Below are 18,662 nucleotides of genomic sequence, written 5' to 3'. Positions count from 1 at the left end.
TTAACCGGAGATACCTATGAAATTACTACGTTATGGCCCCGCAGGCGAAGAAAAACCCGGTCTGTTGTTTGAAGGGGTGATCTTGGATCTTTCTGATTACATCGATGATCTGAGCGGCAGTGCGCTGTCTGATGAGGTGTTGGATCGAGTGCGCGTATTGGACCCCACCAAGTTGCAAGTTGTGGATTCAGAGACACGCCTTGGCTCCTGCGTCGGCAACGTCGGAAAGTTTATCTGTATTGGCCTGAACTATGCCGACCACGCCGCCGAAAGCGGAATGGAGCTGCCGCAAGAACCGGTTGTCTTCTTCAAGGCAACCTCTGCCATCACAGGCCCGAACGACATGGTCGATATTCCGCGCAATTCGGTCAAGACCGATTGGGAGGTTGAGCTGGGCGTGGTGATTGGTAAGCACACCAAGTATGTCAGCAAGGAAGACGCGCTGGATCATGTTGCGGGCTATTGCGTGATAAACGATCTGTCTGAACGCGACTTTCAAATCCATCGCTCTGGTCAGTGGGTTAAAGGCAAATCTGCCGATACGTTTGGGCCAATTGGCCCATGGTTAGTGACACGTGACGAGGTCGGGAACCCCCAAGACCTATCCATGTATCTCGAAGTAAACGGCTATCGTTATCAGGATGGTTCGACCCGCACGATGCACTTTGATGTGGCCACGATCATCTCGCACTTGTCGCAGTTCATGTCGCTGCAGCCGGGTGATGTGATCTCGACCGGGACGCCACCAGGCGTGGGCATGGGGCAAACCCCTGAAACATATCTGAAACCGGGCGACGTGATGGAGCTTGGGATCGAAGGCCTTGGCGTGCAGCGTCAAACGGTACAGGCCTCCGCATGACAAGAATTATCAGTTTACGCACCCATGATTTGCGCTTCCCCACGTCCGAGAGCTTGGACGGATCAGACGCGATGAACCCTGATCCGGATTATTCGGCGGCTTATGTTGTGTTGGAAACCGACGGCGCACACGAGGGCCACGGTTTAACGTTCACCATCGGGCGCGGGAACGAGATTTGCGTGGCCGCAATCCATGCCTTGCGCGACCGATTGGTGGGGCTTGAATTGGACTGGATCAAAGAAGACATGGGCCGTTTTTGGCGCCACGTGACATCCGACAGCCAGTTGCGTTGGATTGGACCTGACAAGGGTGCGATCCATCTGGCCACGGGGGCGGTGGTCAACGCGGTGTGGGACCTGTGGGCCAAAGACGCGGGCAAACCAGTTTGGCAATTGGTTGGGGAAATGTCCCCCGAAGAAATCGTCAGCTTGATCGATTTCCGCTACATAACGGACGCGATCACCCCAGACGAGGCGCTTGCAATTTTGCAAGAGGCTGCAGGTGGTAAGGCCGCGCGGATCGAAAAACTGAAGGCGGAAGGATACCCTTGTTACACGACGTCAGCGGGATGGCTCGGCTACCCCGACGACAAATTGCGCCGTCTGTGCCGCGAGGCCAAAGACGCGGGCTTCACCCATACCAAGTTCAAGGTTGGCCGCGATCTACAAGACGACATCCGCCGCCTAACCATCGCGCGCGAAGAACTGGGCTGGGACATGAACATCATGATCGACGCCAATCAGGTCTGGGAAGTTGATCAGGCTATCGAATGGATCAAGGAACTCGCGTTCGCCAAGCCGTACTTCATGGAAGAACCCACATCGCCCGACGATGTCTCGGGCCATAAAACCATCCGCGAGGCGATTGCTCCGATCAAAGTGGCGACTGGTGAGATGTGTCAGAACAGGATCATGTTCAAACAGTTCATCAAGGACGGCGCGATTGACATCGTGCAGATTGACAGCTGTCGCATGGGCGGGCTGAACGAGGTGTTAGCCGTGATGCTGATGGCCGCAAAATACGACTTACCGGTTTGGCCGCACGCAGGCGGTGTTGGCTTGTGCGAATACGTCCAGCACATGTCGATGATCGATTACCTCGCGATTACGGGCGAAAAAGACAGCAAACGGATCGAATTTGTGGATCACTTGCACGAGCACTTTGTTGATCCTTGTATCATCGAAAACGGTGCCTATTTGACCCCATTCCTTCCAGGGTTCTCGATCGAGATGAAGCCGGAAAGCATCATTGAATATACCTTCCAACGTGTCCTGACCGCCGAATGACCATTGGTCGGCGACAGATTACTGACCATTGGAGATTTGGTAGTGTCGCAAAGTTTAGTGTAGGGTAAATTTATCTTATCTGTGGACACAATTATCCGGCGAGCGCAGCAAATTGTTGGAATGCAGATTTGTTGGTTCTACCGAACTGACGTTTGCGAATCATATGTGCAATCTCGATGCCTTGCAGCGTTGCTGAAGCCGAGCGGAACGATTTGAAGTGCATCATGGCGCGCGCCAGTCTTTTGATAAACCTATGATCCTGTTCTACGATATTATTCCGTTGCCTGACAGCGCATTCTAACAGCGCATTCTAAATGCGTGAGAAGGAGATATTTTACCTGCAATATCTTGATCAATTTACTTTCGTCCGAGAATTTCAACATCACATTGGTCCATTACAGCCCGGCCAAATTAGCCCCACTCTTGTCGATAACCACCTTGTCTGGCACATCGTTAGTATCAATGGCTTGTTTGAAAAAACGCCGAGCTGCTTTGGCGTCCCGTTGCTCAGACAACATGAAATCAAGGGTTTTGCCATTCTTGTCGACAGCACGATAATAGTAAGTCCACTTGCCCTTCACTTTGATGTAGGTTTCGTCCATGCGCCACGAATTGTTGGTTGCAGACTTTCTCCGCTGAGCTTCACAGGCAATCAATGGGCTAAACTTAACCACCCATCTGTTCAGTGTTGCGTGGTCAACTTCTACACCTCGCTCCGCCATTATTTCTTCTAAGTCACGATAGGAAACGGCGTATCTGACATAGAAGAAAACTGCGTACAGGATAACTCCTTTTGGGTAGTGGCTACCATTAAAGTTAATCATTGAAATCTCGATTTGAATAGATGCTGAACTAAAGGTCTATTACAAAATCAAAATGAACTGATCGTAAACTTTGCGACACTACCTTCATCATGGTCTTTGTGAACTGGATGATGTGCATGATGCTCTTCATGGAGAGAAGGTCGCTATAGGTGTTTTGGCAGGTCTTTTCATACAAGGGCGCCTAGATGAGTTCGATGAAATTAGTTCGTTTTGTCGCTCAGTGAGGTTGCCAACAACGCTGTCAGAAATCGGCATTATTGACCCCAGTGACGACAAGCTTGCCCGCGTGGCCATGCGCTCATGTCAGAAGGGTGAGATCATCCACAACGAGCCCCAACAAGTGTCTGAGGAGGAGGTTGTCAGTGCGCTACGCTTCCTGTCGTAGCCACACAATGATGGCTTACTTGCTTTGGCCTATCTTGATCGATTTAAACTGGAAGGAAAACGTGTCGTCATTACAGGGGCGGCTCACGGCATAGGCTACAGTATCGCTGAAGCTATGTTGGAAGCGGGTGCGCAGGTAGTCCTGACCGACATTGATTCAGATGCATTGGCTAATGCAGATCGCCGGGCTTGTCGCAAAGATTATCTCAGGGCGTAATTAACCCTGGCCTTCGCTGCATTCATACTTTGTTAACCCATTGAAGTCCGAATAGGTGCCCGAGTAATTCATTCTGATTGTTAACATTCCAACTGTAAGAATTGCCAAAGCCTTTCCTCAACCACAACATGGCTTCGAAACCAGCAATGGTTCGCCTGGCCGTATTGAAGGATTGAAAATCACCAACTTTTGGCATGTTTTTTTTAACTCTGAAATGGTCACTTTCAATGCCTTGTTGCAAGTGTTTGGTGACGTAATGTACAGGGTCGGGACGGAGCAACCCTTCTTCGATAGACGTTTTGATTGTGGATGGAAATGTGTTTGCACCATCGGTTCCAAGTTTTTGTGGTGCGAGCAAGGGCTCATCCTTGAGCATCTTGTGGAAGAACCGCTTAGCTGCACTTAAATCACGCTTTGAGGTAAGTAGGAAATCTACAGGGTTGCCGTGTTTGTCGATAGCTCGGTACAGATACTTCCATTGTCCGCGAATTTTGACATAAGTTTCATCAATTCGAATTGAACCACAATGTGGTTTCCGGAACTGACGCAATCGTTTCTCTATCATAGGAGCATAGGTCAAGACCCAACGATTAATTGTACTATGATCGACCTCAAATCCACGCTCCAAGAACATTTCTTCAAGATCTCGATAGCTTAGCGGGTAACGCAAATACCAAGCGACAGCTTGAATGATCAGCCACCCTTCAAACTGGCGTCCTTTGAAATCATTCTTGGATCGAGACTTCAGCTTTTTGATAAGCTCATTAAGGATCATAACGCAATACTCCAGAAAATTGGAGTTCCGTTTCATCACTAAAATCTCAAAATTGAGTTAATTGGAAAACTTTGCGACAAGCCCGAACCGAAAGTACAGCCAAGCGGCTCGGGCAACAATCTCGGGTGGAAAACGGTGATGTTTATAACTTACTGGATCTTGGCTCATCCAACAGTGTCTATAACAAATATCATTGATAGTAGATTAATGTGACATCGCCTGTTGACTATATACAATTCAAAGATTGACAAAAATAACAATAACTGTAATAAATTACATAACGACTGAATTATTGTTAAAAGAGGTACAAATTGGCAGCTCCCGCAACCGCACGTCAGGATGAGGCTAGTCTAGCTGTAAGGGCTGCTTGGTTTCATTATGTTGGTGGTCTCAAACAATCTGACGTAGCTGATAAATTAGGTGTGACAAGCATCAAAGCGCATCGGCTTATCATGAGGGCAAATCAAGACGGCGCTGTCAAATTTATCATTGATGGTGAAATTTCGGAGTGTGTGTCGTTAGAAAATAGGATTTCTGAACGGTTTGGATTGGATTATTGTGAAGTTGTTCCGAATGTTAATGACGACGATGTGCCGTTAGGTGTTCTGGGTGTCGCCGGGGCAAAGTTTTTGCAGCGCGAAATTCATAGTGGTGAGCATGAACTTATCGGCTTGGGTCACGGTAGAACGCTTGCTTCGTGTGTGACGCAATTGCCGAAATTGGATGCACGCAAAACACAATTTGTCTCACTGTTAGGTGGTTTGAATAAAAATTTCTCTGCCAATCCACACGATGTGATGCATCGTCTTGCTGAGAAAACAGGTGCGGATGCTTTTGTTATGCCAGTTCCCTTTTTCGCAAATTCTAAAGAAGATCGCGAAATTTTGTTGTCTCAGCGCGGCGTGACAGATGTGATGGCAATGGCGGCATTATCAAAGCTTAAATTCGTGGGCATTGGAGCTGTAGATCCGACTGCTCAACTGGTGGAGTCTGGTATGATTGCGCCAGAAGAGATCAATGATGTCGTTCGCGCAAATGGCGTGGGAGAATTGCTAGGTCATTTCTTTGACGAGAAGGGGCAGAATGTTGAAACCAATCTTACATCGCGAACTGTTTCAGTAGAGTTGGCAGATATAGAGAAAAGCAGAATTGTCGCCGTTGGTGGCGGTAATAGTAAGACCCGTGCAATTGGGTCTGTTTTGATGAGTGGTCTTTTGAAAGGTCTCATCACCGATGAGCGCACTGCAAATGCGCTTCTAACTTTGGACTAATCCAAAAACACTGGGAGGAATAACAATGCATGAGAAAGAAAAGAATTTAATCAAAACATATGTTGATGGCAAAATAGATCGACGGTCTCTTATTCGTGGACTTGGTGTCATGGGTGTTACAGCTGCAACAGCTGGAACATTGTTAAATTCTGTTGCAACTGAAGCATTGGCTCAAAATGGCTTTGATTGGCAAAAGCACAAGGGTACGACAGTAAAATTATTACTGAACAAGCATCCATATGCAGATGCTATGATCGCCAACCTAGAGAATTTTAAAAAATTGACAGGAATAGAAGTTGAATATGACATCTTCCCTGAAGATGTTTATTTCGACAAAGTTACAGCTGCTCTTTCATCTGGATCATCAGAGTATGATGCATTCATGACAGGCGCCTACATGACTTGGACATATGGCCCTGCCGGATGGGTTGATGATTTAAATGAATTTATCAGTGATCCTGCGAAGACAAATCCTGATTACAATTGGGAAGACATGCTTGAGGGTGTTAGGGATTCATGCGCATGGAACGGCAAGCCAGGTGGTGAGCTTGGGTCTGATGATGCTAAACAATGGTGTATTCCATGGGGCTATGAGCAAAATAATCTTTCATACAACGCGCGTATGTTTAAGGCTGGTGGTTTATCTGTTCCTACAAACATGGACGAATTGGCAGATACAGCACTAAAAGCCAAGACTGATGGCATTGCTTCATATGGTATTGGTGTTCGTGGTTCCCGTTCATGGGCAACTATTCACCCCGGCTTTCTTTCCGGCTATGCGAACTTCGGTCAGAAGGATTTAAATGTTTCTGCAGATGGTAAGTTATCAGCTGCAATGAACACAGATGTATCTCGTGGTTTCCATTCTCAATGGGTGAAAATGATTCAAGATAGTGGTGCACCTGATTGGTCAACACATACTTGGTATCAAGCTGGAACCGATCTGGGTGCCGGTAAATCAGCAATGATCTTCGATGCTGATATTCTTGGTTACTTCATGAATGGTGGCGATAATGCGGAAGCTGGTAATCTTGCTTTCTCACCGTTCGCAGCTAACCCAGATGCAGATGCTCCGACACCAAATATTTGGATTTGGTCATTGGCCATGGCAACTGCTGGTAAGAAGAAGGATGCTACATGGTACTTTATGCAATGGGCTTCCGGGCCTGAGCACGGACTCTTTGGCGCAACGCAGATGGATTTTGTGAACCCTGTTCGTAAGTCTGTTTGGGCTAATACCGACTTCCGTGCCCGTTTGGATAAGAGCTATCCTGGATATGTGGAAATGCATGATCTTTCAGCACCGGGTGCGAAGATTCACTTCACAGCTCAGCCGCTATTCTTCGATTTGACAACAGAATGGGCAGCAACTCTTCAGAAAATGGTTGCGAATGAACTGCCAGTTGATGAGGGGCTCGATCAACTTGCTCAGAGTGTCGATAAACAGCTGATAGAAGCCGGTCTCGGTTAGTCCTCCCAAGAGGTTTCAGCAAACTGACTCATCCCGTTCTCTCCGCGGGGTGAGTCTTGAAATATAACGTCAAATTAATAAACTACTCCAGATCAACTCACCTAAGTTGGAGATGATCAGAGAATACCTGTGGGTGAATTACGATGTCAGTGCCAGCAAAATCGCGGTTCCATATCAATCGTCGATATCTTCCGTATCTATTAAGTCTTCCGGCTTTATTGACATGTATTGGTATACTAATTCCGTTTGTCACTGCTGTTATTTATTCATTGCAGCGTTATAGACTTTCCCAGCCGTGGGCTCAAAAGTTCAACTGGGGTGAGAACTATATAAATTTTCTTTCAGACACATCATTTTGGAACACTCTGAAAGTCTCTATGACCTACGCGACATTGACGGTTGGCATCGAGCTTTTACTAGGATTGGGCATTGCTTTGCTGCTGCAAAGGCGCAGTATGTTCAATAACTTCGTATCAATAATGTTGCTGATGCCACTTATGACAGCTCCTGCATTGGCTGCCTTGATGTGGAAACTGATGACAAATCCAGGCTTTGGTATTTTAAGTTATTTTGCGTCACTTCTTGGTTTTCCCGACATGAATTGGGCATCTGATCCGTCAACGGCGATGCTAACGGTAATTATTGTGGATGTCTGGGTCTATACCCCATTCATTATGATTTTGCTGCTTGCAGGATTACGTTCGCTCCCAAGGCAACCATTCGAAGCAGCAGAGTTGGATGGCGTTCCTCGTTTGTTTGTTTTCTGGAAAATTACCTTGCCAATGCTAACGCCATTTTTACTTACTGCGACATTGTTCCGGGTTATAGAATCGATTCAACAGTTTGATATTATTTATGCGATGACGCAGGGCGGACCTGGAGATACTTTGACCGTCTTTCAGGTTGAGGCTTATTTGAACTTTTTCCAATCAACCAATGTTGGACGTTCTGCTGCGCTTATGATGATCTTATGGGCTATCACATATTTTCTATCAAATTTATTTATAAAAAATTGGCTCCGTTTGCGTGAAAAAGCACGCGGCGAAGCATAGGAGACGACAATGGATCAGGTCAGCACCATAGAACGAGTGTTACGCGGCATGGCAATTTCGCTCGTTATTATCTTTTTCATGTTTCCAATTCTTTGGATTTTTTTGATGTCATTTCAAACCAACGAAACCATACTTCAAATTCCACCAAAGTTGTTTTTTGAGCCAACCATTGTGAACTATAAGGGCCTTATAACCGGGCAGTTAGAAACAGCTGCGGGGTCACTTAAAATTGAGTTCATGGGTAACCTGTTTAACTCGCTTTTCTTGTCAACCTCAGCTGTAATCGTAGGACTAATTCTGGGTGTTCCAGCGGCTTATGCGTTTGCCCGTCTCAAATTTAAGGGATCAGAAGATATAGCGTTTACATTGTTGTCGTTTAGATTTGCACCGCCTCTTCTAGTACTGCTTCCGCTTACGATTTATTTTCAGCAACTTGGATTGGCGGATACCTATGTGGGATTGATCTGGGTTTATCAGCTTATCGTACTTCCGCTTATTTTATGGATTGTACGTGGATATTTTGAGGATATTCCTGCTGATATTGAATATGCTTACCGTATTGCTGGCCACGGATTTTGGTCGACGTTCAGAAAAATAGCGCTTCCGCTAGCGGGGCCGGGAATAGCCGCCGCGGGTTTGCTGGCATTCATTTTTGCTTGGAATAATTTTATTTTTGCGCTTGTTTTAGCCTCCGCTGACAAGCAACCGGTAACGGTTGGTGCTCTCGCATTTATCACTGCTTCAGGCATCAACTATGGCCAAATAGCTGCCGGAATCGTTCTATCAATTACGCCAACTTTTGCATTGGCAATGTATGCTCAACGCTATCTTGTTGAAGGATTATCACTCGGCGCGGTGAAAGGGTAATTATGTCACTTAGTCTTGAAAATATTTCCAAGTCATTCAAAGACGATTTGGTTCTGGATCAGGTTTCTCTTTCGGTCGAAACTGGTGAAACATTGGTTCTTTTTGGTCCGTCGGGCGCAGGTAAAACAGTTTTACTTCGTCTTATCGCTGGCGTGATTGAGCCAGATGAAGGGACTATTGTTTTAAATGATGCAGATATGAGTGGCGTAGAGGCTGAGCATCGCGGCATCGGTATGGCGTTTCAAAACTTTGCATTATTCCCGCATATGGATGCGCATGCGAATATTGCGAGCCCGCTCACAGCCAGAAAACAACCCAAGAACACTATAGATACGAATGTTCAAAAACTAGCAAAGTTATTGAAGATTGATCATGTGCTTGGTCACCAACCTAAAGAGCTGTCAAATGGACAAAAGCAGCGTACAGCGCTTGCCCGAGCTTTAGCAGGTGAGCCTGCAATTTTGTTGCTTGATGACCCTTTGCGAAATGTGGATGCAAAACTTCGTTTCGAAATGCGCTTGGAATTGCCAAGACTTTTAAAAGATCAAAATGCAACGGTGATTTATGTAACTCAAGATTATAAAGAGGCTATGGCTTTCGGGGATAATATTGCTGTTATGAGTGGTCATGGCATTCAACAGACAGGCACGCCTGAAGAAATTTATCTTAAGCCAGGAAATATCGAAACGGCACGGCTATTTGGCGATCCGGTTATAAACCTCATTGATGTTCAGCCAATGATGTCCGCAGGCAATATTCAGGTGAGAATATCAGAAACTCCAATACCCATAGATGCGGGATATTCAAAAGCGGTTAACACCGATTGTATTTTAGGAGTGCGGCCAGAAGCTTTAAGATTTGTGGAAAAGGGCACTCCAAATGCGTTTCCAATTACTGTTGAAGCTGAGACACCGCTAAATGAAAAGACTGTTAATTTAATGCGCACTGTAAATGGTCGCGAACTTATGTTGTCGCGTCCGGCGGGATCTCCTGGTCCGATAGATAAAGACGCTTATATCGCCGTTGATACGGGCGACATAATGCTATTTGAAAAAATGTCTGGCAATAGAATTGAGCCACTTGATGCGGCATCCCTATCTGCTGGTGAACCAGGAGAAGTCGCATGAGTAACGTGATGTTAAGATTGGAAAATGTCGATAAATTCTACGGTCCGATTAATGTAGGTGTTCATGCTGTGAAAAACGTTAGCATGGAAGTAGAGAAGGGCGATATCATAGCATTACTAGGCTCTTCGGGGTGCGGTAAGACGTCAACATTGAGAATGGTCGCCGGATTTGAATCCACAAGCCGTGGTAAAATTCACCTTGCTGGTCGTGAAGTTCAAAATTTGCGCCCTGTTTTGCGTAATGTTGCAATGGCGTTCGAAGGCTATTCGCTTTATCCTACGGTGACTATTCGTGAGAATATAGCATTTGCTTTAAAGTCCACTAATCTTAGTGCATCAACGGTTGCCGAAAAGGTCAAGGAGATTTCCGACATGTTGGAAATTTCGGATATTTTGGATCGATCTCCAACCTCAATTTCTGGTGGGCAACAACAGCGGGCATCCTTAGCGCGGGCATTGATAAGGGAAGCAGATCTATATTTGCTTGATGAACCAATGGGGCAGCTTGAGCCTCAATTGAGAACTCTCTTACGCGGTCGGATCAAACATTTCATTAAGGAGCGTGGTCAAACAGCTATCTTAGTAACCCATGATCAAACTGAAGCAAATGCTCTAGGCGATAAAATCGCCGTTATGGAAGATGGTGAAATGCAACAATATGCTAGCCCTGCCATAATCAAAGAAAAACCCGCAAATTTGTTTACAGGCACATTTGTAGGAGAGCCTCCGATGAATGTGTTTCCAGCAACCGCAACACTCGCAGAAAGCAACGTACATCTTCAATTAGATGGAGGTCTTTCACTTAGCTATCCGAAGTCTAAATTCTCGGAAGGCGTTCGTAAGAAATTGGTCGAAACAAAACATGTCATTGTTGGCGTTCGTCCATATGCTGTCAGACGGGGCGTTAATGGAGCTCAGGCAACTGTTGTTGCCAATCAATGGTTGGGCGACCAGAGTCATATCGCCGCGAATTTTGCAAATAGTACGATTGTTTTGGTTGAACATGATCGAGCTGTTGTTAATGAGGGGGAGAAAATTGGGATTGAGCTTGAGCCATCTGACCTTCATATTTTCGATCCTAAGTCAGGACATGCATTAAGTCATGGGCAGGATATTGCGTGATGTCCAAAGATGTATTGATCGGAATTGATGCAGGGACTTCGGTCATAAAGTCGGTGGCTTTTGACCTTTCTGGAAAACAGATAGCGGTAGCCTCCACGCCCAATATCTACACAACCAGATCAGATGGCGCAGCTTTTCAATCACTCAGGAAGACCTGGGATGATTGTGCTACAACCTTACGTATGCTTGGCGAAAAAGTGCCTAATCTTGCACAAAGAACCGTAGCCGTGGCTGTCACTGGACAGGGTGATGGGACATGGCTCGTGGGTGAAGATAACGAACCGGTTACTGACGGCTGGATTTGGCTAGATGCTCGCTCGACACCTGCCGTTGATCGCTTGAGTACGCTGGAAACAGACAGGGCGCGATTTGAGGCCACGGGAACTGGACTGAATTGCTGCCAAATGGGTAGTCAGCTTTCTCACATGCTAGCGACAACACCGGAATATCTTGACAAGGCAGAGGTCGCGCTTCATCCAAAAGATTGGCTTTATCTTAAGTTAACGGATATCCGCGCAACAGACCCATCGGAAGCCTGTTTCACTTTCGGCAATTTTCGTACGAGAGATTATGATGAAACAGTTATCGATGCGCTAGACCTTTCATCATATCGTCATCTACTTCCTGAGATTATTGATGGAACACAGACCCATCACGTTCTCACTGCAAGTGCCGCTCGTGAAACGGGTTTATTAGCGGGCACACCTGTTGTTTTGGGTTTTGTTGATGTTGTATGCACCGGGCTTGGTTCTGGTGTGTTTACAGGTCAAGAAGATGTTGGCTGTTCGATACTTGGTTCCACCGGTATGCATATGCGTGCAAAGCTGAGTAACGATGTTATTTTGGGTAAAGAAGCTACCGGGTATGTCATGGTGCTGCCCATACCTGACATGGTATTGCAAATCCAATCCAATATGGCGGCCACTCTGAATATCGATTGGTTGCTGAAATTAGCCTCAGATTTGATATCAAATTTCGGCAATGAAATCGATCATTCGACCTTGGTTAAGTCGATAGATGGCTGGCTTGAAGAAAGCCAACCAGCATCTTTGATGTATCATCCATATATATCAGAAGCTGGAGAAAGAGGTCCATTTATCAACCCCTTTGCGCGCGCTTCATTCCAAGGGCTCAATAGCTCACACCGTTTTCCTGATTTACTTCGTGCGGTTATTGAAGGTTTAGGGTTAGCCTCTCGTGATTGTTATAGCGTAATGGGGCAATTGCCTAAAGAGATCAGGTTAACAGGTGGAGCTGCAAAATCTATAGCTTTGCGGCATATCATTTCATCTGTTCTCAATTCTCCGGTCAGGTATTCAGACCGTGAAGAAGCTGGTGCGGCTGGCGCTGCGATGATGGCAGCCGTTTCAATCGGTATCTATGATGATATGCACTCATGCATAAAGGAATGGGTTAGCCCATTGCTTGGTAATATCGAATTTCCAGATAGCACACTCAGTGCGACCTACGACAAATTGTTTAATGCCTATCGAGCGCACAGAACGTCGTCTGAACCCACTTGGCAAGAACTAGCTAAATTATAGGAGTAGTATGTTGACTAAAAGCATTGCAATTATCGGTGATCATTTCATGCTACCAGACGTCTTTGAAGAAAAAATCAAGGCGCTTTGCGGTGATAAAGTTACGACGAACTCAACAAAAAGTAACTGGCCAAATGAGCCGATGGAACATGGCTATGCTGTCAAAGGCATGGATGGTTTGAAAGAATATTTCGGCACAGCAGATCAAGTTGTTGATTTCGTTGGCGATGCGGATATTTTAGTCACTCAACTCGCGCCGATGTCCCGATCAATGTTTGAGCAATTGCCATCATTGAAAATGATCGCAGTTTCACGAGGTGGCCCGGTTAACATCGATATGGCTGCCGCTAAAGACCATAATGTACTCGTTGTAAATACACCTGGTCGAAATGCATCTGCCGTTGCCGAATTCACGATAGGAGCAATATTAGCTGAAACCCGCAAAATCAGAGAAGGACACGAAGACCTTCGCACGGGAAATTGGCGAGGGGACCTTTACCGCGCTGACCTTACCGGCCGCGAACTGAATGAAATGACTGTGGGTGTTATTGGATACGGCAATATTGGTACTAAGGTTGTACGAATACTTCGTGCCTTTGGCTGTAAAATAGTTGTTCATGATCCCTATATCCAATTATCAACCGACGACATAGAAGCAGGTGTTGAACTCGTTTCGTTGAATAATCTTTTGTGTGAAAGCGATGTCGTAACAATTCATGCGCGGGTAACTGATGAGACCCGGCATATGATGAATGCTGAAGCATTCGAAAAAATGAAAAAAGGGTCTTTATTTGTAAATACGGCCAGAGGGCCTTTGTGCAATTATGATGATCTATACGATGCGTTAACAAATGGGCATCTGGGTAGCGCGATGTTGGAGACATTTTCGGTTGAGCCGCCTCCCGCAGATTGGGACTTGCTTAAACTTCCTAATGTAACATTAACCCCACACATTGCTGGCGCGTCTGTTCGCACTGTCACCTATGCAGCAGAACAAGCTGCGGAAGAAGTGCGCCGATATGTGGCTGGCGAACCGCCCAGAAACCCATGTTGAAAATTATGCCTCAACAACAATCCCGAGTCAGCACATGAGTAATACGGTTGATCTGTTCATCATTGGCGGCGGCATTAATGGTGCAGGTATTGCGCGAGATGCTGCCGGCAGGGGGCTGTCGGTTATGTTGTGTGAGAAGGATGATTTAGCGCAAGGAACTTCATCTCGTTCTGGAAAACTTGTTCATGGTGGGTTGAGATATCTGGAATATTACGAATTTAGACTTGTTCGCGAAGCTTTAATTGAAAGGGAAGTTCTTCTGAATGCCGCTAGCCATATCATTTGGCCAATGCGTTTTGTATTGCCTCACAGCCCCAATGATCGGTCAGCTTGGTTGGTTCGTTTGGGCCTGTTTTTATATGATAATTTGGGTGGGCGCAAAAAATTACCGGGAACCCGCTCATTAAATTTACACAATGATCCAGAAGGCTCACCCATCAAGGATGGGTATAAAAAAGGGTTTGAATATTCGGATTGCTGGGTAGATGATGCTCGTCTTGTTGTTCTAAATGCTGTGGATGCCGGGCGGCTTGGTGCGCAGATATTAACACGAACTGTTTGCACATCTGCAAGACGCGATGGGAACGTTTGGAAAGTTGAGATAACTGACACACATTCAGGTGAAACCCGGACGATTACATCAAAAATTCTTATCAATGCTGGCGGACCTTGGGTAAATGACATTATTAATCGCGTAACTGGTACGAATTCGCGTAGAGCTGTTCGGCTTGTAAAAGGCAGCCATATTGTCGTGCCGAAATTTTGGGATGGGTCACATGCGTATCTCGTTCAAAATCATGATAAGCGCGTAATTTTCATCAATCCATATGAGGGTGATAAAGCCTTGATAGGAACGACAGATATTAGTTATGAGGGACGCCCTGAAAATGTAGAGGTTGCAGATTCAGAGGTTACATATCTAGTCGATGCGGTGAATAGGTATTTCAAACAACAGCTTACCAAAGACGATGTATTGCAGAAATTTTCCGGTGTTCGCCCACTATATGATGATGGTAATGGAAACCCCAGTGCTGTTACACGTGATTACTTGCTTGACTTGGAAGAGGGCTCAGGAGCGCCACTGCTGAATATATTTGGCGGAAAAATAACGACATTTCGCAAACTTGCTGAGCATGCGATTGAAAAATTACATCCGTTTTTTCCTGATATGAAAAAAGCTTGGACTGCTGATCAGCACTTGCCAGGTGGTGATATTCCCAATGCTGATTTTGAGGAGTTTTTGAGCAAGCTTACATTGAGATACCCTTGGATGCAAAAGTCTCTTCTAAAGCATTATGCGAGGCTTTACGGCACGCTTACTCATAAAATAATTGGCGCCGCGAACTGCATAGGGGATCTTGGTCAAAAATTTGGGCCAGACTTGTATGAAGCTGAAGTGAATTACCTTTGTGAAAATGAGTGGGCTCAAACTGCCGAAGATATTTTACATCGCCGAACCAAGCATAATTTACATATGACAGATCATGAAAAGAACGGATTTATTGCTTGGTTTGATGAACGTGAAAACGAGTGCAAAAAGGAAATCTTATGAGTTTAGAGCTTACCCGGCCGCATGATATTAGTGAGTTGATTGAATATTCAGCAGAAGTTGGTGCTAACCCGCTTTTAATACAAGGTGCTGGCGGTAATACATCCGTCAAAGAGGGTAATGTTATGTGGATAAAGGCATCAGGCACGTTATTGGCTGATGCTAAATCGAAAGATATTTTTGTTGCAGTCGACCTTCCAGAAATGCGATTGGCACTTGATAACAATGAACCTCGATCAGATCGACCCGCTGAATTTACTATCGGCAAGGGTGTGCTACGACCGTCCATCGAAACAAGTTTACACGCGGTTTTCAAGCAACGGATTGTCATACATGTCCACTGCGTACAAACAATTGCGCATGCCATTCAACAAAATGGTAAAAATTTAATCTCACAAAAATTAGCTGGCTTAAATTGGTGTATGGTTTCTTATCAGAAGCCGGGTGCAAATTTAGCACAGGAAGTAAAAGCTGCACTTAAAGAAGATACAGACGTAGTCATCCTAGCTAATCACGGTCTTCTTGTTGCTGCTGATAGTGTGATTGATGCTGCTCGCTTACTTTCAAAAGTCGTGACTGCTCTAACAGTTAAACCGGATAAACGTCACCAGCCAAACTTGGCTGGGTTGAGAGATGTGTGCCCTCAAAAATATCAAGTATTACCCGAGGAACACATTATTCACCAACTCGCTCTTGGACCAGATCGTGTCCGATTATCAACGGGAGGAAGCCTTTACCCTGACCATGTTATCTTCTGTGGAGTGGGAGCTGCATGTATGAACATTGAGGATGTGTCAAAAATTGATCTGGATACTGCCCCGGTGTTTGTCATCGTGCCAGAAAAAGGTGTTCTTGTTCGCCAAGATGCGAGCGAGGGGGCTTTCGCGCTCATACAATGTCTTGCAGAGGTTATACTTCGAACACCCATTGACGCGAGATTAAATTATTTGACCGAAGAACAGAATTTTGAACTTCTTGATTGGGATGCCGAAAAATATAGGCAAGCGATGAATGCGAAGTAATGCACTCTTTACTGGACTAGATATTGGAACATCCGGAGCTCGCGCCACTGTAATTGATTTCGCTGGAAAAGTTGTATCGGATGGGCAGTGCGCAATGTCCAGCGCTGGACCTGACTATCGTGACCCTTATGTTTGGTTAAAGGCTGCCAAGGCTGCTCTTGCCATTGCATTTGCCGATATTGATACAAGCCGCATCGCTTCAATTGGTGTGGATGGCACATCGGGCACGATGTTACCAATTGATAAAAACGGTGCTCCTTTGGCAAAAGCGAGTATGTATAATGATCCATGTACGGATACCCAGATTTTAGAAAAAATTTCTGAAAATGCGCCAATTACAAGTGCAGCACATGGAGCAACAAGTGGACTGGCACGAGCGTTATCTTTTTGCCAAGAACTTGATGCTTACAAGATTATTCATCAGGCAGATTGGATTGCAGGTCAGCTATGTGGAACTTACACTAGTGACGAGAACAATTCATTGAAAACCGGTTACGATCCGGTTGAGGGCAGGTGGCCTCATTGGATTGAGAATGTGGGCCTTGATCTTGATAAGCTTCCGTCTGTCGAAGAACCAGGTTGTGCAATCTCACATGTAACCTCGGATTTTGCTTCTGAATTCGATCTCTTGCCTCATGTAGTTGTTGTCGCAGGAACAACGGATGGGTGCGCTTCATTTCTTGCAACGGGGGCTGAAGATGTAGGTGATGGTGTGACAGCCTTGGGGACAACTCTTACTATAAAATTACTATCCGAGAGCCCCATTTTTTCTCCAGAGAATGGAATTTACAGCCATAAAATTTTAGGGAAATGGTTAGCTGGTGGCGCGTCCAATAGCGGAGGAAATGTTCTACTTAGCCATTTTGATGTATCTCAAATTGTTGCGCTGTCCAAGGAGATAAATGCAGAAGTAGATAGTCCGTTAGATTACTATCCATTATCTAAAGTGGGTGAGCGCTTTCCCATTGCTGATCCCAAACTTCCTCCTCGCCTAACCCCTCGTCCGGCATGTGAAAGCGAATTCTTAAAAGGTATTTTGCAGGGTATGGCAGAAATTGAAAGGTTGGGTTACGGCCGTCTTTCTGCGCTTGGTGGACCAGAACTATCAACTGTTCGAACTGTGGGTGGTGGTTCCAAAAACAAGGTTTGGGCTCGGCTTAGAGAGAGAAAGCTTAAGGTGCCTATGCTCATTCCAAATAGTGATGAAGCTGCGTATGGAACAGCATTACTGGCTCGAAAAGGAGTCGATAAATGAGTCCAGAAAATGCGACTTTATCCAGTTTGATGGAGCAATATGATGCATTTGTTCTGGACCAGTTTGGTGTGCTTCTCAACGGCGACGGTATTTACCCTTGTGCACCCCAAGCCGTAAAGAAGCTCAGTGAAGCGGGTAAACTGATATTAATGCTGTCCAATTCAGGAAAACGCGCACGCTCAAATGAAGCTCGATTAACTAACTTAGGCTTTGATCGTGCTGATTACTTGAGTGTTCTCTCATCTGGTGAAGCTGCATACAAGTTTATGAGTGAGCGAATTGGAGCTGAAATAGCGGCAGGAACTGCTGTGTTTATTCTATCTCGTGATCAAGATACATCAAGCATCGATGGATTAGATTTAGTGCAAACTCTAGATGTAAACCGTGCCGGATTAATTATCCTTGCAGGGTGCCCGGATGATGGTCTTGAGCTGGGCCACTACGAAAAATTGTTTAGACGTGCGGCTGAAAAAGGTACTCCATGCATCTGTACAAATCCAGATATCATGATGTTAACAGGCAACGGGGTGCGATTTGGAAATGGCCAGATAGCTAAACTTTATGAGCAAATGGGCGGTCAGGTGGAATGGATAGGAAAGCCGCACCCGCTTATATATAAAATGGCCCATCAGATATTAGCTGATCGCGGAGCAAAAAATGTAATTTGCATTGGAGATAGCCCTGAACACGATATTGTAGGTGGCAAAGGCGCTGGATATTCGACCGCATTGGTACGAACTGGCATCCACGAATCTGACCCCCTTGCGCATGTGTTAGACCTCTGCGCGGAACTTAATTCTGTTCCAGATTATATTATACCAAAATTTGAATTTTAAGAACAAGGTCGATTATTTTAACATATCCTTTAATTATTTGAAAAATATGCAGAAAATAGGTCGTAAATGCTGATGGTCGCTTTGCAAAAAATATTATGGGCAGGAGAAGTGAAAACTCTGATTGCATGCATAATGATGCCAGAAAGCCCTG

At 45.5% G+C, this 18,662-nt stretch carries 17 protein-coding genes and 1 pseudogene; 16 read left to right on the top strand and 2 right to left on the bottom strand.

What is annotated here, in order from left to right; translation table 11 throughout:
- Positions 1–16: 16 nt before the first annotated feature.
- On the top strand, positions 17–859 hold the full coding sequence (locus tag G3W54_RS10340) for a fumarylacetoacetate hydrolase family protein (RefSeq protein WP_162652975.1): 843 nt from the start codon (positions 17–19) through the stop codon (positions 857–859).
- Positions 856–2,145: an L-fuconate dehydratase gene (locus G3W54_RS10335; protein ID WP_162652974.1), complete on the top strand. Its 1,290-nt coding sequence runs from the start codon at positions 856–858 to the stop codon at positions 2,143–2,145. The genes G3W54_RS10340 and G3W54_RS10335 overlap by 4 nt, the downstream gene beginning before the upstream one ends.
- A gap of 91 nt (positions 2,146–2,236) precedes the next feature.
- Here G3W54_RS10335 and G3W54_RS10325 read toward each other — a convergent pair.
- Positions 2,237–2,969, bottom strand: a pseudogene (locus G3W54_RS10325) (IS6 family transposase).
- 70 nt (positions 2,970–3,039) lie between these two features.
- Here G3W54_RS10325 and G3W54_RS10320 point away from each other — a divergent pair.
- Positions 3,040–3,354 (top strand): iron-containing alcohol dehydrogenase, encoded by a 315-nt coding sequence (locus G3W54_RS10320; RefSeq protein ID WP_162652973.1) that lies wholly within the window; start codon positions 3,040–3,042, stop codon positions 3,352–3,354.
- A 24-nt stretch (positions 3,355–3,378) separates the two neighbouring features.
- A complete protein-coding gene (locus tag G3W54_RS10315; protein WP_162652972.1) occupies positions 3,379–3,570 on the top strand; it encodes an SDR family NAD(P)-dependent oxidoreductase in 192 nt (63 codons plus the stop codon).
- A gap of 22 nt (positions 3,571–3,592) precedes the next feature.
- On the opposite strand, the gene G3W54_RS10310 is transcribed toward G3W54_RS10315, so the two are convergent.
- Positions 3,593–4,345, bottom strand: coding sequence for an IS6 family transposase (locus tag G3W54_RS10310; RefSeq protein ID WP_162652971.1), 753 nt, complete (start codon positions 4,343–4,345; stop codon positions 3,593–3,595).
- A 311-nt stretch (positions 4,346–4,656) separates the two neighbouring features.
- Here G3W54_RS10310 and G3W54_RS10305 point away from each other — a divergent pair, with 311 nt between their 5' ends.
- From G3W54_RS10305 to G3W54_RS10250, 12 genes are all read left to right on the top strand, one after another.
- Positions 4,657–5,616 carry a sugar-binding transcriptional regulator gene (locus G3W54_RS10305; RefSeq protein ID WP_162652970.1) on the top strand — a complete coding sequence of 320 codons (960 nt, stop codon included), beginning with the start codon at positions 4,657–4,659 and terminating at the stop codon, positions 5,614–5,616.
- A gap of 25 nt (positions 5,617–5,641) precedes the next feature.
- Positions 5,642–7,087 (top strand): extracellular solute-binding protein, encoded by a 1,446-nt coding sequence (locus G3W54_RS10300; RefSeq protein ID WP_162652969.1) that lies wholly within the window; start codon positions 5,642–5,644, stop codon positions 7,085–7,087.
- A gap of 143 nt (positions 7,088–7,230) precedes the next feature.
- Positions 7,231–8,139, top strand: coding sequence for a sugar ABC transporter permease (locus G3W54_RS10295; protein ID WP_162652968.1), 909 nt, complete (start codon positions 7,231–7,233; stop codon positions 8,137–8,139).
- A 9-nt stretch (positions 8,140–8,148) separates the two neighbouring features.
- Complete coding sequence (locus G3W54_RS10290) at positions 8,149–9,006, top strand: carbohydrate ABC transporter permease (protein ID WP_162652967.1); 858 nt, start codon at positions 8,149–8,151, stop codon at positions 9,004–9,006.
- Positions 9,006–10,133 carry an ABC transporter ATP-binding protein gene (locus G3W54_RS10285; protein ID WP_174244245.1) on the top strand — a complete coding sequence of 376 codons (1,128 nt, stop codon included), beginning with the start codon at positions 9,006–9,008 and terminating at the stop codon, positions 10,131–10,133. The genes G3W54_RS10290 and G3W54_RS10285 overlap by 1 nt, the downstream gene beginning before the upstream one ends.
- Positions 10,130–11,254 (top strand): ABC transporter ATP-binding protein, encoded by a 1,125-nt coding sequence (locus G3W54_RS10280; protein ID WP_162652965.1) that lies wholly within the window; start codon positions 10,130–10,132, stop codon positions 11,252–11,254. The genes G3W54_RS10285 and G3W54_RS10280 overlap by 4 nt, the downstream gene beginning before the upstream one ends.
- Positions 11,254–12,798 (top strand): FGGY-family carbohydrate kinase, encoded by a 1,545-nt coding sequence (locus G3W54_RS10275; protein ID WP_162652964.1) that lies wholly within the window; start codon positions 11,254–11,256, stop codon positions 12,796–12,798. Before G3W54_RS10280 ends, G3W54_RS10275 begins: the two co-directional genes overlap by 1 nt.
- A gap of 7 nt (positions 12,799–12,805) precedes the next feature.
- The gene (locus tag G3W54_RS10270; protein ID WP_174244222.1) at positions 12,806–13,849 is read left to right on the top strand and encodes a 2-hydroxyacid dehydrogenase; all 1,044 of its coding nucleotides are present in this window, start codon (positions 12,806–12,808) and stop codon (positions 13,847–13,849) included.
- A gap of 34 nt (positions 13,850–13,883) precedes the next feature.
- Positions 13,884–15,401: a glycerol-3-phosphate dehydrogenase gene (locus G3W54_RS10265; protein WP_162652963.1), complete on the top strand. Its 1,518-nt coding sequence runs from the start codon at positions 13,884–13,886 to the stop codon at positions 15,399–15,401.
- Entirely contained in the window at positions 15,398–16,420 is a 1,023-nt protein-coding gene (locus G3W54_RS10260; RefSeq protein ID WP_162652962.1) for a class II aldolase/adducin family protein, read from the top strand. The genes G3W54_RS10265 and G3W54_RS10260 overlap by 4 nt, the downstream gene beginning before the upstream one ends.
- Entirely contained in the window at positions 16,410–17,675 is a 1,266-nt protein-coding gene (locus tag G3W54_RS10255; RefSeq protein ID WP_162652961.1) for an FGGY-family carbohydrate kinase, read from the top strand. Before G3W54_RS10260 ends, G3W54_RS10255 begins: the two co-directional genes overlap by 11 nt.
- On the top strand, positions 17,672–18,511 hold the full coding sequence (locus tag G3W54_RS10250) for a TIGR01459 family HAD-type hydrolase (protein ID WP_162652960.1): 840 nt from the start codon (positions 17,672–17,674) through the stop codon (positions 18,509–18,511). Before G3W54_RS10255 ends, G3W54_RS10250 begins: the two co-directional genes overlap by 4 nt.
- Positions 18,512–18,662: the final 151 nt, after the last annotated feature.

It is taken from the genome of Lentilitoribacter sp. Alg239-R112, from assembly GCF_900537175.1.
GTDB lineage: Bacteria > Pseudomonadota > Alphaproteobacteria > Rhizobiales > Rhizobiaceae > Lentilitoribacter.
Note: the sequence above shows the minus strand (reverse complement) of the source record. Positions and strands in the feature narration are given on the sequence as shown.

Excerpts from the sequence above, each read along its gene's own strand:
- G3W54_RS10340 (WP_162652975.1), top strand. The coding sequence starts at position 17 with ATGAAATTACTACGTTATGGCCCCGCAGGCGAAGAAAAACCCGGTCTG.
- G3W54_RS10335 (WP_162652974.1), top strand. The coding sequence starts at position 856 with ATGACAAGAATTATCAGTTTACGCACCCATGATTTGCGCTTCCCCACG.
- G3W54_RS10310 (WP_162652971.1), bottom strand. The coding sequence starts at position 4,345 with ATGATCCTTAATGAGCTTATCAAAAAGCTGAAGTCTCGATCCAAGAAT.
- G3W54_RS10300 (WP_162652969.1), top strand. The coding sequence starts at position 5,642 with ATGCATGAGAAAGAAAAGAATTTAATCAAAACATATGTTGATGGCAAA.
- G3W54_RS10295 (WP_162652968.1), top strand. The coding sequence starts at position 7,231 with ATGTCAGTGCCAGCAAAATCGCGGTTCCATATCAATCGTCGATATCTT.
- G3W54_RS10290 (WP_162652967.1), top strand. The coding sequence starts at position 8,149 with ATGGATCAGGTCAGCACCATAGAACGAGTGTTACGCGGCATGGCAATT.
- G3W54_RS10280 (WP_162652965.1), top strand. The coding sequence starts at position 10,130 with ATGAGTAACGTGATGTTAAGATTGGAAAATGTCGATAAATTCTACGGT.
- G3W54_RS10275 (WP_162652964.1), top strand. The coding sequence starts at position 11,254 with ATGTCCAAAGATGTATTGATCGGAATTGATGCAGGGACTTCGGTCATA.
- G3W54_RS10270 (WP_174244222.1), top strand. The coding sequence starts at position 12,806 with ATGTTGACTAAAAGCATTGCAATTATCGGTGATCATTTCATGCTACCA.
- G3W54_RS10265 (WP_162652963.1), top strand. The coding sequence starts at position 13,884 with ATGAGTAATACGGTTGATCTGTTCATCATTGGCGGCGGCATTAATGGT.
- G3W54_RS10260 (WP_162652962.1), top strand. The coding sequence starts at position 15,398 with ATGAGTTTAGAGCTTACCCGGCCGCATGATATTAGTGAGTTGATTGAA.
- G3W54_RS10255 (WP_162652961.1), top strand. The coding sequence starts at position 16,410 with ATGCGAAGTAATGCACTCTTTACTGGACTAGATATTGGAACATCCGGA.
- G3W54_RS10250 (WP_162652960.1), top strand. The coding sequence starts at position 17,672 with ATGAGTCCAGAAAATGCGACTTTATCCAGTTTGATGGAGCAATATGAT.